Origin of the sequence: Rhodococcus sp. 15-725-2-2b (assembly GCF_002259075.1) — a bacterium.
GTDB lineage: Bacteria > Actinomycetota > Actinomycetes > Mycobacteriales > Mycobacteriaceae > Rhodococcoides.
Map to the genome: position 1 here is coordinate 45,823 of NZ_NPFL01000022.1, position 16,030 is coordinate 61,852.

The window sequence follows — 16,030 nt, forward strand, 5'->3', positions numbered from 1 at the left end:
AGCACGGCACCCAGGGTAGAGGTGCCCAGCACAGATCCGAGCTGACGGGCAGCGTTGACGGCACCCGACGCCATGCCGGCCCGTGCGGGATCGACAATGACCATTGCGGCTGCGGTGCTCGGCGCGCCAGTAATCGGGACGGCGGGCAGCGGTAGGTAGCCTCACTGGTCGATCGGAACCTTGCGACCGAGACCGACGTTTCCGAACAAACAGACCTGATCGAGACGCTGCAACGCGACACCGGCATCACCATTCTTCCCGATTCCGCAATCTCTGTGGCCGTCGGCCAGGTCTGAGAGCGCGCCACAAGCTGCTCGACGGACAGCCACCCGTTCATCAAACGACGTACATGCGGTCGGTCGAGTCAAACAGCCGACAGCGTCGGTCGACGAGGGGCGCGGCGCGTGAACGGCAGTTACCGCATCGTCAAGACACCTTGACGCTGTTTCGACAGCAGTGTTCCTACCTGGCCTAGGGATCAGTCTGAGGGGCTTGTCCCGGCGTCATCGGGTGGCGCGGCATTGAGAAGTGTGACAGCTTCTCGCCCCGGGTGATGGAGCGTATATATCGTAGGATGGTCGTAGTCGAAGTCCAGTTGCATATAATCTTTCCGGTAATGCGCTGGCAGTTCGTTGTCGCCTATCAAAATTTGAACCCGACTTTGGGCAGCGTCAGCCATTGTGATTAGTCGCTGATACAGTGCCGACGAAAGATCGTCACTGTCATTTAACGAGGTTCGCGGGCTATCCAGGAGTAAGAACGCAGGATAAGAGGTGTCACGTCTCCGCAGCGCAACGTTCATGAGTGACACCCAGTAGGCGACCTGCGTTGCGGTGCGGACGCCGCCGACCGGACTAAATTTCTGGAATGCTATTCCGTTGAGCATTGGAAGATACGTCTTACGATTAATGGACGCCTGATGCACGCCGGGAATTCCAATGGCGGACGCTGTTTGGTGAAATTCGTCGTCCAGCTCATCCAAGATCTCGATTCGGCGAGAATCCAACAAATTCTGAGCTGCAGATAAGTCATCCTGGAGTGATGCGAGGCGGTCTTGTAGAGATACAGCTTTGAGCTCAAGATCGTCTGCTCGATCCCATTGGACTAGTGTCTTCTCAATTTCGCGAATAATCAAATCGGACTGTGCGCGTTTGCTGGTCGCATCGGCGAAAGCTTGCAGTTGCGGAGTGATTCGGTTGCTGGTCCGCAGCTCTATCTGCGCACTAAGGTCGGCAATCAAGCTTTCTCTGCTAGATACCACCTCGAACAGGTTGGCTATCTCGACTTCCATGCTGAAAATTTGGGTGTCGAACTCTTGTATCTGATCTTCGAGGTGGAGCAACTCGTGGTTATCTTCTGGTCTCTGGGTTCCCCCCTGAGCCTCAACGGGATCCTGCTGAAGACATAGACGACACGCGTGATCAGGAATAGGTCGACTGCGCACGTCTTGCATGCACCGAGGGCAGACGGCGAACTCGAATTTGGCCAGTCGCTCACCAGCATCTATCATACGTTTCGTACGGGCAATGTCCTGCTGGAGAAGTGCACGTTCGCGGATAAAGTCTTGTTTTTGCTGAATCAGTATTGTCAAATTGTTGCGCGCATCGGCTGTATTCCTTTCTGATTCTGCTAGCAATTCTCGTAGAGTCTTAGTCTCGTGATCCAAGGTTGGAGAAATTGACGTCTGGATCCGCGCTAGGATCTGCTCGGCGTTTTGTTTTTCCTGTAGAGCTTCATGTTGGCGAACTTCGGCTTCAATGCGGTTCTGCGTATTACTGTCTTCCAAGAACTGTCTTACAACTAGATAGTCGTGCTGAGCTTGCTCGTACTGGCCTCTCGTTCGAGCGACCTCTGACTGGAGGTCTAGAATTGTTGGATTTGTTAATCCGAAAAGCAGCTCGAACACCGCTTTGCGCTTAGGTTGATACCACGAATCGCCACTACCTGCTATTTGTTCGTTGATATTACCCTGGGAAACATACATGTATTTAAAGACATCATAAAAGCTAATTCGCGTTCCAGGGTTTGTGCTGCCTGATTGTGTGGTAGCTGCGCGCAAGTCATCGGGTAGGTCCATCGCAGCGAGCAGTAACGAGCTCAAACTGGGTTCGTCAGAACCTGTGAAATGGTCGGGGAGGTTGAACTGTTCAACGAGGTCGACAACCTTGACGACCCGGGCATCTGCATGGGTAGGCGTGATTGTACGGGTCAGCAGATAGTTATTGCTGTTGATTGAGATGTCGAGCGAAACGCTCAAGACACTCTTTGTAACAACCTCTGCTAGAAGACCATCTCCGCCAAGTCCATACTTGACAAGTTCGAAAAGAGTACTCTTACCGACACCAACGCTGCCGGCTAGGACTGTGAGTGCTCCTGAAAAGCGGTGCTCAACCGTGCCCTGTGTCGTTTGAAGCGTGATGCTGTTCAACCGGAATGACGTTGTCACTTGATCAACTTTCGATGCGGCCGGTCCATAAGCGCAGGCAAATTGCTATAGATAAGATTTTTGAGTGCAGAACCGTTTAGGCCAGCTGCGCCATCCGCCACTGCGTAGCAGCGATCGTTAATAAGCGACCAGTCGGGCAGCGACCCCATTTCCAGTGCAGTCTTTTTTCCCAACGCGGTCGGCGTCAAGGCGACACTACCTTTCCTGCCTCGCACGTATTTCAGCAGGCCCCGACCAACCAACGATCCGATGATCGGGTAGTAGCGGTCGTCCCAAGGGCCATATTTGTATCGAGTCATCGGAGCCTCGACGTCGGTTGGTGTTAGGCCGTCAGTCTCATCGATGTGGAGACGCGCGTCGGAAGGGGAAAGCTTGTCGAGAACGAGAGGTCCAAGTGCTGGGTATCGGGTTAGGAAGTCGAGCTTGGCGAGCTTGGTCAGGCCATCGATCTTTTTACTGTGTCCTTCGGTCGCGGCGACGGCGTTTACCAGCAGAAGTACTCTGATCTGATGATAGGCCAAGTCTTCACGCAACGCCTCTAGGTGCTCGACTACAGGGTCTACGGTCATTTCTTCGGGCTCCTCGCAGCGGATGTCGCGTGGGAAGCAACTGAATCGACGTCGAAACGCGGGCTGAACCACACCTGACAGCGTGAAGCTAAGTCGCAAATTCCCCCGAGCATGAGGTCGCCATCAAGCCCAGCGTCCATCATGTCGGCTGAGGGATCCTCCAAACGCCGCGAAAGAGACAACCAGAGATCTCCACCCCAGTTTCCTGTCGACACACGGGCTTGCTCAGTTTCTTCGTCAGCGATTCGGTGTAGTTTCCGCTCGATCTGTCGTTGTTCCGCGGAACTGCCGGGGACGCTTTTGCCCCTTTCTCGTCGGTAACGTACGTAATCGAGGCGAAGGCGCTCTGCCCGTTCGATGCTTGTATCAGAGCAATCGCCTACAGACATCTTGATGCCAAGTTTGGTCGTCCGCGGGCTCGGCTGAGGAGGCAGGTAAGCGACGGGATGCGAGAGAGCGATATTGACCGCAAGGACGACGTCGTCCAGGGTGACCACTCTGGTCTCCAGGGCCGAGTCCGAGGCTGAACGAGTTTCGTTTTCGGGACGGGCGATGACTGGGGACAACCCTCCGCGGAGCGACGGTCCTCGGTCGCGCATGCGTAGTCTGAAGAGTTGTAGAACCGCCTCCCACACTGCTGACGCGAGGTGGTCTGGGTGTCCCATTTTTGCGGTGATCGGTCGTGCGTACAAGGTTGGTGCGGCGTGCGCGATTAGGTCTCGTGTCGGACGCGCCTGGTCGATGACGAGGACTTTTACGAATGCGGTAACCGCATCGAGTAGGTCTTCTCCAGGGATAAGGTTTTTGGCTCGTGCGCCATCTGCCGCCTGCCAACTAGACGGGAGCCCCTTTCGATACATCATCAGCGATCGTGCCGTTTGGTCGATACAGTGACGCAGCGTCGTAGTCTCGTCTTCTGCTAGTTCCTCGCCGGAGGTTTGCAGCTTTAGTAAGTCAGGGCATCGCGCCAGGTCGGAGGGATCCCCGGTGGCGGTGGCGGCGGAGGTCACCAAGCGCACTGTCGGGGTTCGTTTAAGGTGCAGCCATCGCGCAAACAAGTGGCCGAGGCCTCCGTCTTCCACCAACGCCTTAATTGTCGGCCAGGCACCGGATGAGGGTTCTCGATGTTTTGCAGACACCAGTTGCGCACCGGTTCCGATCTGAACAACCCAATCTTCATGCAATTCGCAAATTATGCGCACAGGGCCTGACTGCGGACTCTCGAGATGTTGGTAGTAACACGATAGACCATCAACTGCCGCCATGGCTGCCTGCCAGTCATAACGATCAGCTGTTTGGGCACCGGCATCGTCGCTAGGTCTAGTAGCGAGGACTGCATCTATCGCGCTCATGGTGACGAGACCGGCAAACGCTTGCTTTGCAACATATCTCCGAACTCTGCCGATGGCGGTAGATCAGGACCACCGCCAGAAATACTTTTGTGTGCACGCTACTACCGCTGCGGGGTCCGCACTGGATTGGCCTCAACATCTGCAATTGGTGTCGATATATGAACGTGCTCGTTACCGAGGAACGCACGACCAGCCTTCTTTCGCCGCATTGGCAGCTCCTGTCTACAGCCCGATATCGGTGACGGCGTTGCCAACGAGCGGGGCGTGTTCACGCCGGTACACCTCGACGGAGTCGAGGCTGGCGTGGCCGGTCTGACGTGCGATGGCGGAGCCGTCGGCACCGTTGCGGGTGCCCTGTGTGACAAACCCAGCGCGCAGGGAATGCCCTCCGAGCTTGGCGAGAGCGGTGGGGTCGAAGCCCGCGTGGTCAGCGCGGCGGCGGATGGTCTGGTGGATCGCGGCCCCGGACAGCGCGGTTGCACTGAGATTGCCGTTCTTCGCGACGGCGCGGAGTAGTGGTGCGCGGGCGGCGGTGCGGGGTACTCCCCCGCGGCACACGTGTCCGATGAACGGCTCGGGCTTCCGGAGCAAGCGGATTACCGACGGACGGCCGCCGGCGTCGAACGCGGCCACGACCTGGACCCATCGGACGTACGCGCACGGCGGGCAGGTCTTGTGAGAGTCGGTGTACGGCAGCGCCTTGACTGCTCCCCTGCCCTCCTGGTCGGTCTTCGACTTCCGTAGCCGCACGTGCAGTCCGTCGTGTCGATGCACAGCGACGTCTCCACAGACCATCTCCGACAACTCGCTGCGGCGGAATGCGCCTGCGAAGCCGATCAGCAGGATCGCCGAATCCCGGCGCTCCAGAACTTCGTCCGCCCAACTCCGGCAACGTTCGCGGGCCGTCCCGACAAGGAGCTTGATGTCGTCGACCAGCAGCGGATCTCGTGGGGTGCGGGGGCGGTCCCCCGCCGCGGCGTATTCCCGCCGAATCCCCGACAGGGTTGCGGTGACGAGTTCGTGTGCTGACGGCGAGAGGTGGCCGGTGGTGCGGTGTTGGTGGTTGATCGCGGCGATCCAGGTGCCGAAGGTGGCGACGGCGTAGGCCCTCTCCCCTGTTTCGGTTCGGGTGTCTGCAGCGTCTACGAGGTAGGCGGCGACGGTGATGGGGTGTGCTGGAAGCGTCACGTGACCATTCGTCTCGCACCAGTTGGTGAAGCGTCTCCACGCCGCGGCGTAGGTCTTGCGGGTTCCCTCGGACCGGGAGGACTGCACGGCGGCCGCGATCCGTTTCGCGACGGCGGCAGGGATTTCCGGCTCGACCGCCATCGATGTGCCGCCCACGGTGCCCTCGACAGTGCTCACCGCAGGTGCACGGCCTGGTCGGAAGTCCATAGAAGCAGCCTAGCGCAGGTCACCGGCACGACTGCAGAGCAAAACTGTACTGAACTGGTGTTTTGTTGCACACGTTGCGGAAAATGCAATTTACATTTGTGTAAACCGATAAATGCAGGGTGACTATGGCGGGTGCGTAACCAACGAGTTCGGCCCTGGCCGTAAGAGCGCCAGTGGCAGCGGTGAGCAACCTCGTTACGGGTTCTGGGTACCGCAGAAGCGTGCTTAAGAATCACCAGGGCTTTTACTGCACAACAGTCTGACCTGCGGAGTTCTCGAACTGGGTCTGGTTGATGGAGTCAGTTGGCATATCTCGTAGGTAGTGAACGACACTCACTTAGGCTGTGGCTCTTCGCGTCGTCCAATCCGAGGGCTGAGATTCGGCTTCGCCCCGCACCTATCCCCCAGGGTCTCGAGCGTCCGGTAAGCGGTCTGGCGGTCCTGGCCGAGTACGCGTTGCTTGTCGTGATGGCGGCCCTGGTCGAGCCGGCAGATGGCACCTGGTTCGACTGCAGCGTTCTTCGCCGAGCACCGTTCGCCAGATTTGCGAGCAAGGAGGCGAACGTTTCTATCGTTCGCGCCGGGTCACCCGTTGAGCGTTCGCACTGGGCCGCCGTTAACCGTTCGTCACGGGAGACGGGTTCGGGTGGAATTCGACCTTTGGGTGTAGTGGCGGGCTGACTCGCGCCCAATCCCCGTCGGAGGAGATGCCGATTTGTGGCGTCGGTACCGTGACACTGCCAATGTTCGGGTCCGCATGCAGGTATGCGGGTGCATTTGGTTGCAATGGCGAGTCTGAGCAAGATTTGTCACTGTGACGGAAGGCTCTCGACCACCTCAAGTGGCCGGGGTGACGCAACAGGACCCGCGCTCTGTGCCGTGCCCCGTCTTTCTAGTACTTTTGGGCGATACGCGCGTACGCCATACGTAAGCCCAGACGTAAGCCCATACGGATCGCCATAGGAACGGCTGTAGACCCAACCGGTCGAAGGTCTCAGCCGGAGTTTTAAATTTCTCACGCCTGTCCTTGCTCTAGCCGCCTAACCAATCCGGTCCCAACACCAGAGACCATATGCATGCCCATACGTAAGGGTGCACTCACTGACCGGCGTAGGGCTATGGCCGGACGGTCCCCAATCTTGGGCGGCCGATTTGGGCCGAACGAGACGCGGGTGCCTCGGGTTGATCCACAAGCGCTAGTCGACTGCCTGTAGGCGGGTACGGCGGAGTTGTTCCTCGCGTGGTGACTAGCCCCGCACCCTAGGGATTCGCAACAGTCGTGTGCCAAGATCTGGGTCGATCCTCGTGCACGCCGGAATATGTGCGGCTTGCCAACGTGCGCCGCATCCCGTCACTGATGCGGGTGCGCCCGATCCAGTACTCTGGCCGTCTGCCCAAATTGCGCGCGTTCACCGGAGCCTCGCTTCCCCGTTCTGGGATGTCGTCGGACGCCCGCATTCAACGCACAGCCTTCTTCGAGGTTCGTGGTCGCGCCATCGAATGATTTGCACTTCTCGCTACCTCGGAGGGTGTTCTCCCTCCTGCCAAGTTTGGCACCCAAAAGTAGAACTTCTCCTTGAACCCATCGGGGGCAATGTATGCGCGTAACTCGCAAGTGATTCAAGTCGACTACACTTTACTTGGGGCGTGACCTGCAGGTTTCTCCACACCTTCGGTAGGTCCGCAAGTAAGCCCATACATGCGGCCATACATACGGGCCGAAGGGTGGCTTAAGCGATGGCCGTAAGAGCGGTCGTTTAAGTGCTCCGGGCAACGGGTGCCACTGCGGTCGCATGGGCGGACATGTAGAAGCACTGTGGCCGGGACGTAGCACCGTTCAGATAACTAGCCTTAAGTCCGTCCGTCTGTGCGGCGGTGCGTACGTCTGTGCATTCGGTCTGTCATCCGTACGCAAGCCACGCATGTTGTGTAACCGCTCTAGTTGCTGTCTGTAGAACTAAATCAGCGCCCGCACGATGCACCGCACAACAAGCCTTTTGCCATGCGCTAACAACGGCTTGCGCAAGAGCGGTCCGTGCGTCTAGCTGCACGACTACTGCGACGGTTGTGAAGGCAGCTTTAGAGCCAGCTGTGCAAAAGCGTCTGCACTCGGCCTTATGTCGGGTCGTTTCGAAAGCCACTTACAAAGCCAGTAGTAGGTTCTGCTGCACATCCTGTTACCCGGCCACACCGAAGCGCTGACGCAGGGCAGCGCTCAAAGCTCTACAGAAAGTTGTGCGGCCGCGCGTGTCGCAGACTGCAGGAGCGTCGCTAATCCAGTACCTTCATGCGGGTGACGACAACCGCAGCTTCACGGACAGTGCTGGTCGCTAACCAGAAGGGTGGCGTCGGCAAAAGCTCGATCGTGTCAGCCGTGGCGGGCATGGTCGCCGCAGCGGGGCGGCGCGTGCTTGTCGTCGACGCCGACCAGCAAGCCAACGTCTCCTCGTCTGACCTCGGGGTTGAAGGCGACGGCGGACGCGGCTTGAGTATGGCGTTGCAGTTCTCGCAAGCATTGACTCCTGTCCGGAATGTTCGCCCAAACCTCGATGTCGTCCCAGGTGGCCCGGCGCTCGCCGTTGTTGCGTCTGTAGCAGCAACCGCGTCGCAGACTGGAATTGATCTGCGCGGCAACCTATCGAAGACGCTGAACGACTTGGATGAAACCGAGAATTACGACTTGGTTCTAATCGACTCCGGTCCCGGCGATGCCCCCCTTCTTGAGGCCCTACTCGGGACGGCTCGATACCTTGTCGTACCCACCAAGGATGACGACGCCAGCTTGTCTGGTGTCGAACTACTCGCGATGCGATACCTACGGGCGCGGCAAGCTGGATCCAAGATTCAACTGTTGGGTGTTGTCCTTTTTGACACAAATCCCCGCGCGACGGCACGAAATCGCGAAGTCTTCGACCAAGTCAACGAACTTCTCGAAGGCAGCGGCGCTGACCCGTTCGAATCGTTTATACGATCGGATCGTGCTGCAGCAGTGGATCTTCGAACACGCCATCTCACTCCGTTAGAACTGGTCGAAGCAGCTGAGTCTGACCAGAAAAGCCGTCTGCAGAGACTGCGTCAGAAAGGTAAGTCCAGCGACCGCCTGTGGTCCCGCGATCCATCCGGGCTGGCATCGGACTACCAAGGCTTGACTCGCGAGATACTCAGCCGTGTCGCGAACGCAGAACGCAAGCAGGTTGCCGGCGGTGTCGCGTGACCACACGAAAGCGCCGGGCCGCATTTGATCCAAATGCACTCAACGATCTAGACGAACTGCTCCCACCGCTCAATCTCGTCCGAGACGCTGCAGCCGCGGGCAGCGCTACCGCAGTTAACACCGAACGCGACAACGCTGACCAAAATAGTGTTGCGACGGCCGCCCAGGAGGTCGTCGATTCGAACGGCGACCGAGCAGGACGCGCTCACGCACTCGCAGTAGTAGCGGACGACCAGCCAGAAACGTACGACGACTCCGACCGAGGCTCGGTAGCAGATGAGCCTGCAGAATTCGAGGAACACGCCCCGGCAGTCACTACGCAAACCGGGACCGACGACAAGCAGAACTCGCCGCGCCGGGCGGACGCACGACGAAAGAACGTAAGAAAAGACTCGGCGACAACCAGCGCAAACCGTGTCGCACCACCCGAGGTAGCTTTGCCCTACGAGGTCTACGGCGCTTTGCGGTCACTCACGCTGGAGGAGCGGACTGCGAATGCAGTAACGGCACGTACATACGGTCAAGTCGTACTCGACGCGGTCGAAGAGCACGCGGACGATCTGAAGACACATTGGGCGGGTGCAGTCACGAGCGCAAGTACGGGTTTGTTCAAAAGGGCGGACGGAAGGCCCACACGTAGGCGACACAATGCACCCCTGTCTCGTGTTCCGCTCGCTGGAGTCATTAACTCTGACGCGGCGCTTCTCGATCAGCTAGCTAGTGACTGGGGCGCGGGCAGTCGAAGCGCCCTAGTCGAACAAGCTCTGCGTCTGTACCTACGGGTCACCTGACTCCTGGCGTTGAATAGGTGCGCTCCGCTTTCGTCAAGCCGTGGAGCTTCCGCGTTGATGAAAACGTATAGCCCAGGGCCGATCTCCCGCTCACGTACGCCATTCCGCCTCCCAAGCGCAGTCCGACGTAGCTGCAGCAGACACAGTCCACCTTTCGAAGGAGTCTCAACGGACATGCGCACCGATCAGAGCCGTACAATCGGTTCGCCACCTGTGTTTGCAGTTCATCCGCAGGTGTTGTTCGCCGCGTTGATGACCGGTATCGCCTTGACCGTTGGCATCGCAGCATCATCATTTTGGCTGTCTTTCGCCGCGCTCCGAGAGCTGGCGATTATGGCCGGGACCGACCCAGGACGAGCGTGGGTCTTGCCCGTCGTTCTTGACGGGGCGATTGTCGCCACGACGGTCATAGCGCTGGCTTTATCGCATCACACAGACGCTAGAACAGTCCGTGGTCGCACCTTTGTGCTGGGGATGCTGGCAGTCGCGGCTGGGGCTTCGATCCTTGGCAACGCTTATCACGCAACGTCGACCCCCAATACGGTTCCGCCTGTAGTTGCAGCCGCAATCGCGACTGTTGCGCCGATCTTCCTGCTGGGCATGACCGAGGTACTTGCCGTCATCCTGCGTGCGCCACGAAGGCGTGAGGAGGTCCTGGCGGAGTCGCAACCTCAGCAGCTGCACCCCTATCTGGACCGGTTAAACGCTGAAGCTTCGTCGCCCATGACGCATTCGAGCGGAGGGCTCGATCCCGCTATCTGGAAGACGGTGCTTGTCTACCTTCAACACCCAGAATGGTCTTACAGCGATGTCGCAAACGAGCTCGGTGTCGATACGGGGACGGTGGGCACACGCCTCGCCGAATGGTTTGACCTGCAGATGATCACAGCCAAACACGTCGGGACCAATCAAAACGCCCAGCACACTACGACAAGAAGCTCGCTGGAGAAACCTGACGTGATACCAGCCTTGGCGTGAGCAACGCCTTCCTCGTGGAACGAAAGTCGTCAACCGGGTAGCTGCGGATTTACGGCCAGGGTTTCCTACGATGCGCGAGTCTCGCGCAGCATTCTTCACAACATGCGCGGCATCGTGGTCGCCTGGCCTCGATCGCCAATTGTCCAACAAGCTGTTGGGTGACTGACGTCGGGGCCACGTGGTCGCGCGAGATCTGACCGCCGCCGGTCGCGGCCGAGAACTCATCGATGTCAGCCGGTGACAATTGCTTCTAGTCCCGTCTGCCATAGTGCGTACAATATGCTGTACGTACAGGTAAGGACGATCCATGAAGACCATGACCTACTCGGAGTCGCGGGCAAGGTATGCGGAGACCTTGAATGCTGTCACTGATGACCGTGAAGAAGTAGTTATTACGCGGGCCGGCCACGAACCTGTGGTCATGGTCGCGCTCGATGACTACGAATCACTGAAGGAGACGGCCTACTTACTCAGAAGCCCCGAAAACGCCCGTCGATTGCTAACTTCGATTGATCGACTCGAGCACGGTAGCGGGAGCGCGCGTGAGTTGCTCGAATGAAGCTTGTGTGGGACGAGAACGCGTGGGAGGACTACCTCTGGTGGCAGACCCAAGATCGCAAGGTCCTGAAGCGGATCAACACGTTGATCAAGGACATCGACCGTAACGGCAACGAGGGGATCGGTAAGCCCGAGCCGCTCAAGCACGGCTTCCGGGGCTACTGGTCACGTCGGATCACGGACGAACACCGACTCGTTTACAAGATCGACGAGAACGAGATCAGACTCGCGGCCTGCCGGTACCGCTACGGCAACTGATCGTGCCGCCGACCGATGGGTCTGGCTAAGCACCCGCACGAAGCACGGTCCGCTCCCAACATCAATTGTGGCGCAATCAGCTAGTTGGTTCTCAAACACGGCGCGCATCCAGTCACCGCGCTCATCCGTCACAGTGTGTTCTAACTAGCGTCAGTCCGCGGTGACGACTTGAACACATTGTGCCGCAGTAGCTTTGGGTTCGAGGTCGAACTCGGACTCCCACCCGTCTGTCGATGGACCGCGTTGCGTTGCCGCATAACGAAGTTCGCTCAAACCCGGTCATGAACTACGGCTACTGAAATTGAACCGTGGGTCTGTGAATACCCAGTCATCCTCCCAATCGTAGTCATTAATGCGATGCTGGCGGATGTCTTGAGCTGCGGTCTTGAAGCGATAGTCGTGGCTTGGAATCGCAGCCAGGTCATATAGTGCCCCAAGGAACGCCACTTCATCACCCTTGCCAGCCCAGAAAAAGTCCCGGTTCAGCGTTAGAAGGTCTATCAACAATTGGCGTGTGACACCGGTCAGTCGGGGTTGCGCTCCGTTGTCGGTGAGGACGCGCTTGATGGCGATGTCGTGGGTCGCGAAGTACGCCTTGGCACGATCGAAGGACGCCGAGGCTGTCTCTTTGCGTTCATCGCCGAGGATCTCCGAGTACGCCAGCCGGCTGTGATCGTCGACGGCGTGATGGACGAACGAGTACCCGCGGCCGTGTCTCTTGTAATGTCGGTTCCCGATCGTACGTCCGAGCTTGCGGTGCCCACCGCCGGCGGGGATCCGCCCGAGTTTCTTGATGTCGATGTGGATCAGATCTCCGCGAGGCTCGTAGCCGGGCCGCGGGTCGGCGGACTGCGAGTCCGGTGTTCTGGTCGAGGTGGCGCAGAAGCGGCATCTTGTAGCGGCGTAGAACGGCTCCGACGGTGCTGTGTACGAGGTGTAGGTGGTAGGCGATGCGATGAGGTCCCCAGCGGCGCAGGAAGCGCAGGTTGATGATTCGCCGTTCGGTGCGAGTCGGTGTTCTGCCGGGGCTGCGGTGTGGTTTGCTCGAGCGGTCGACCATCGCCGATGGGCCGCCAGCGCGGTAGCGGTCCGCCCATTTCTTTGCTGTAGTCGGTGAAACCTGGAACCGCTCGGCGGATCGACCATCCGCTATCGACGATCGATGTTGCGAGCTTCAATCTCCCCTTCGGAGTGAGCAAGGCATTAGCGTGGGACACGAGGACCTCCCGGTTGTCGGTGCAGTTGTGGTAACCACACCGATACCGGAGGTCCTCACCTATCTGTCGCTGACACGCCGTCCACAACGTCCCTGGTCATTACAGCTAGCTCAACTGCACCCGTTGGGCCGTATGGGTGAAATCGCCGAGGTCGTTCAGGCAGTGTTGTTTCTTGAGAAGGCCGCTTTCGTCACCGGCGAGACCGTTCACGTGGACGGTGGACAACACGCTGGCCGCTGGTAAGACCACCTCTCCACAACCTTGAGAACGGACGACTAATGCCATACGTGCGAATCGAAGTCACCCGCGAAGGAACCTCGCCGGGGGCCTCGACCACCACGCGGGAGCAAAAGGCGGCTCTCATCAAAGGGGTCAGCGAACTCCTCCTCGACGTTCTCAGCAAACCGCTCGACGCAACCACCGTGGTCATCGCCGAGGTCGGCATGGACGACTGGGGCATAGGCGGACTGCAAGTCCTCGATTACCGCCAGTCCTTGAATGCAACGACTGAGGCGAACTGAGGAAGCAGGGGCGGCCGGAGTCGGCCCTTATTCGGCCTCGTAGTCCGACTCCAATCCGGCCGACTCGATGACCGACAGGAAGCCGGGAAGCGCACTCTCGAGCTCGGCGCGATGGAGGTTGTAGAAGTGGAACTTTCCGTTCTTGCGGGCTTCGATCAGCCCAGCGTTGCGCAACGCCCGAAGATGGTAGGACACAGTGGATTTCGAAACCGGCAGAATTTCGTCGAAGGCTACGCACGACACCTCGCCCGAGGCCAGGTAGCGGACGATCTCTACGCGGGTCGGGTCGGCGAGGGCCTTGAACAAATCGGCGAGCTCGGACGAATCCACAACCTCAGCATAGGTCAAGAACTGACCGTGCCGCGCCCGGGTGTCCTCGATCGGTCGGCACCTGTCGCGCCCGGCTCGTCCGTTCCGATGCTTGCCCCGCGAGGCGCCGACCAGCACTCTGTCGCCGTGTGCGTTTTACGAAACAATTGTTAACACGGCAGGATTCGCAACGTTTAGACATTCGTGCAAACGTAGAAACATCACACGGAGGTACGGACGAAGGAGAACCATGACGACGATCGATCTGGGAGTGGTCTCGGACGTGACCACAGTACGAGGCGCCTGTCCCCACGACTGCCCCGACACCTGCGCCATGTTGGTCACGGTGGAGAACGGCGTCGCAACCAAGGTCAAAGGCGACCCCGACCACCCCTACACGCGCGGCGGCCTGTGCACCAAGGTCAACGACTTCGAAAAGCACGCCTACGACCCATCGCGCGTGCTGTACCCGATGCGCCGCACAGGACCGAAAGGATCCGGCGAGTTCGCGCGGATCTCCTGGGACGACGCCATTACGGAGATCTGCGCGAAGTTCACCGCCGTCCGAGACGAATTCGGCGGCGAGGCAATCATGCCGCACGGATATCTCGGGAATATGGGAATCCTCAACGGCTTGAACGTCATGGACCCGTTCATGCACAAACTCGGCGCTACTGTCACCGAGAGATCGTTCTGCACGTCCTGCCGAAGCGCCGCCTACGTGATGACCCAGGGGCCGGCTTTCGTCGATCCCGAGAATTTGCGGCACTCGAAGTACATCATCTTGTGGGGCCACAACATGATCAGCTCCAATCTGCACCTGTGGCCCTTCGTTCAAGAGGCGCAACGCAACGGTGCCAAGGTCGTCGTTATTGATCCCTACATGAGCAAGACTGCGGCGCGCGCCGATTGGCACCTGAGGATCAACCCGGGTACAGACGGAGCGCTGGCTTTGGCGATGATGAACGTGATCATCCAGGAACGACTCACCGACGACGACTACATCGCGGACCACACACTGGGATTCGACGACCTTGCCGTACGCGCGGCCGAGTATTCGCCGGAGCGAGTCGCGGACATCACGGGTATCACAGCGGACGACATTCGGCAACTTGCACGCGAGTACGCCGCGACTCAACCGGCCGCCATCAGAGTCGGTGTCGCGGTCGAGAACCATCCACAGGGTGGACAGGCATTCCGGGCCATCTTCAGCTTGCCCGCAATCACCGGTGCCTACCGGCACGTCGGGGGCGGCGTTCTCGAACTCACTTTGTGGGCGTTTCCCGTGCAATGGGAGACACTCTCGCAAACCGACTGGATCAAACCGGGCACTCGGGTGATCAACGGGCTCGACCTGGGTAAGGCTCTGACCGGCGAGCTGGAACTGGACCCACCGGTGAAGGCGCTCATGGTGGTGAACGGCAATCCAGTGATCACCTCGCCCGAACAGAACAAGATCATCACGGGCATGAAACGCGAAGACTTGTTCACCGTCGTGAGCGAGCTGTACATGACCGACACCGCGATGTTGGCGGACATCGTCCTCCCCGCAACGACGTCTCTCGAACACTTCGATCTGATGTGGTCGTGGGGCCAGCTCTACATCACGGTCAACAACAAATCCATCGAACCACTGGGCGAGGCAGTACCCAACATCGACCTGTTCCGTCGCCTGGCGGCGGCCATGGGATACGACGACAAATGGTTCTCACTCACCGACGACGAGATACTCGCTCTGAGCTTGGACTGGGACGCTCCGCAGATGGCCGGCATCACTCTCGAACGCTTGAAACGAGAAGGTTGGTCAAAGCTCACGCTCCCCGACAACGGCGAATATGCACCCCACGCGGAGGGCGGATTCCCGAACGACACAGGGAAGGTCGAACTCAGTTCCGCAACCGCCGCGGCAGGAAACTTCATCCTGCCGGTCTTCCGAGAGGGCTACACCGAGTTCCAGACGAACGATGCTCTCGACCCGCTCCCGTCGTACGTCGTGGAAATACCCGATGCGAACTATCCGCTTCGGATGGTCACACCACGCGCGCACTCGTTCATCAACTCGCAGTACTCGAACATGCCGAAGCAGCTGAAGATGGCCAAGGACCAGCACGCAGTCATTCACAGCGAGGACGCCGCCGATCGAAACATCACCGACGGCCAAAAGGTGCGCGTCTTCAATGACGCAGGTTCGTTCGAAGCCATTGCGCGCGTGAGCAAAGACGTCGTGCCGATGACGATCGTGGCGCCCTACGGCTACTGGAACTCGCTGACCGCCGGCGGTTCCACGGTCAACGCGCTCTCACCCGGTGAACGCACCGACATCGGCGGGGGCGCCCTCTACTCCCACTCGAGCGTCGAAGTCGAACCCGCAGTCGGCTGATCGGCGATCGACCAGCTCACCCATTTTTCGCCGCCCGACTCT

General features: G+C 59.2%; 12 protein-coding genes and 1 pseudogene. 7 read left to right on the forward strand and 6 right to left on the reverse strand.

Annotated elements, in window-relative coordinates:
- Positions 1-478: 478 nt before the first annotated feature.
- The 3 genes from CH306_RS25990 to CH306_RS26005 form a co-directional block, all read right to left on the reverse strand.
- Positions 479-2,446 (reverse strand): hypothetical protein, encoded by a 1,968-nt coding sequence (locus tag CH306_RS25990; protein WP_094648235.1) that lies wholly within the window; start codon positions 2,444-2,446, stop codon positions 479-481.
- A complete protein-coding gene (locus tag CH306_RS29630; protein WP_256981259.1) occupies positions 2,443-3,015 on the reverse strand; it encodes a hypothetical protein in 573 nt (190 codons plus the stop codon). The genes CH306_RS25990 and CH306_RS29630 overlap by 4 nt, the downstream gene beginning before the upstream one ends.
- 1,574 nt (positions 3,016-4,589) lie before the next feature.
- Entirely contained in the window at positions 4,590-5,762 is a 1,173-nt protein-coding gene (locus CH306_RS26005; RefSeq protein WP_094648237.1) for a tyrosine-type recombinase/integrase, read from the reverse strand.
- A 2,287-nt stretch (positions 5,763-8,049) separates the two neighbouring features.
- Between CH306_RS26005 and CH306_RS26015 the strand changes: the two genes are divergently transcribed.
- The 4 genes from CH306_RS26015 to CH306_RS26035 all read left to right on the forward strand — a co-directional run bounded on the left by CH306_RS26015 (position 8,050) and on the right by CH306_RS26035 (position 11,561).
- A complete protein-coding gene (locus CH306_RS26015) occupies positions 8,050-8,976 on the forward strand; it encodes a ParA family protein (RefSeq protein WP_094648239.1) in 927 nt (308 codons plus the stop codon).
- A 965-nt stretch (positions 8,977-9,941) separates the two neighbouring features.
- Positions 9,942-10,745: a DUF2637 domain-containing protein gene (locus CH306_RS26025; protein ID WP_094648241.1), complete on the forward strand. Its 804-nt coding sequence runs from the start codon at positions 9,942-9,944 to the stop codon at positions 10,743-10,745.
- A gap of 307 nt (positions 10,746-11,052) precedes the next feature.
- Entirely contained in the window at positions 11,053-11,304 is a 252-nt protein-coding gene (locus tag CH306_RS26030; protein WP_094648242.1) for a type II toxin-antitoxin system Phd/YefM family antitoxin, read from the forward strand.
- Complete coding sequence (locus CH306_RS26035; RefSeq protein WP_094648243.1) at positions 11,301-11,561, forward strand: Txe/YoeB family addiction module toxin; 261 nt, start codon at positions 11,301-11,303, stop codon at positions 11,559-11,561. The genes CH306_RS26030 and CH306_RS26035 overlap by 4 nt, the downstream gene beginning before the upstream one ends.
- A 279-nt stretch (positions 11,562-11,840) precedes the next feature.
- Here the strand turns inward: CH306_RS26035 and CH306_RS29635 are convergent, their stop codons facing one another.
- Positions 11,841-12,068, reverse strand: a complete 228-nt coding sequence (locus CH306_RS29635; RefSeq protein WP_256981276.1) for a hypothetical protein — start codon at positions 12,066-12,068, stop codon at positions 11,841-11,843.
- A 30-nt stretch (positions 12,069-12,098) separates the two neighbouring features.
- Positions 12,099-12,778: pseudogene (locus CH306_RS26040) on the reverse strand (helix-turn-helix domain-containing protein); the annotation flags it as partial.
- Positions 12,779-12,805: 27 nt separating this feature from the next.
- On the opposite strand from CH306_RS26040, the gene CH306_RS29390 reads away from it, so the two are divergent.
- Together CH306_RS29390 and CH306_RS26050 are read left to right on the forward strand one after the other, a co-directional pair.
- Entirely contained in the window at positions 12,806-13,021 is a 216-nt protein-coding gene (locus CH306_RS29390) for an SDR family oxidoreductase (RefSeq protein ID WP_256981277.1), read from the forward strand.
- 44 nt (positions 13,022-13,065) lie between these two features.
- Positions 13,066-13,299: a tautomerase family protein gene (locus tag CH306_RS26050; RefSeq protein ID WP_373453998.1), complete on the forward strand. Its 234-nt coding sequence runs from the start codon at positions 13,066-13,068 to the stop codon at positions 13,297-13,299.
- 27 nt (positions 13,300-13,326) lie between these two features.
- On the opposite strand, the gene CH306_RS26055 is transcribed toward CH306_RS26050, so the two are convergent.
- Positions 13,327-13,629: an ArsR/SmtB family transcription factor gene (locus tag CH306_RS26055; RefSeq protein WP_179272964.1), complete on the reverse strand. Its 303-nt coding sequence runs from the start codon at positions 13,627-13,629 to the stop codon at positions 13,327-13,329.
- A 229-nt stretch (positions 13,630-13,858) separates the two neighbouring features.
- Between CH306_RS26055 and CH306_RS26060 the strand changes: the two genes are divergently transcribed.
- Complete coding sequence (locus CH306_RS26060; RefSeq protein WP_094648246.1) at positions 13,859-15,988, forward strand: molybdopterin-containing oxidoreductase family protein; 2,130 nt, start codon at positions 13,859-13,861, stop codon at positions 15,986-15,988.
- The last annotated feature ends 42 nt before the right edge of the window (positions 15,989-16,030 follow it).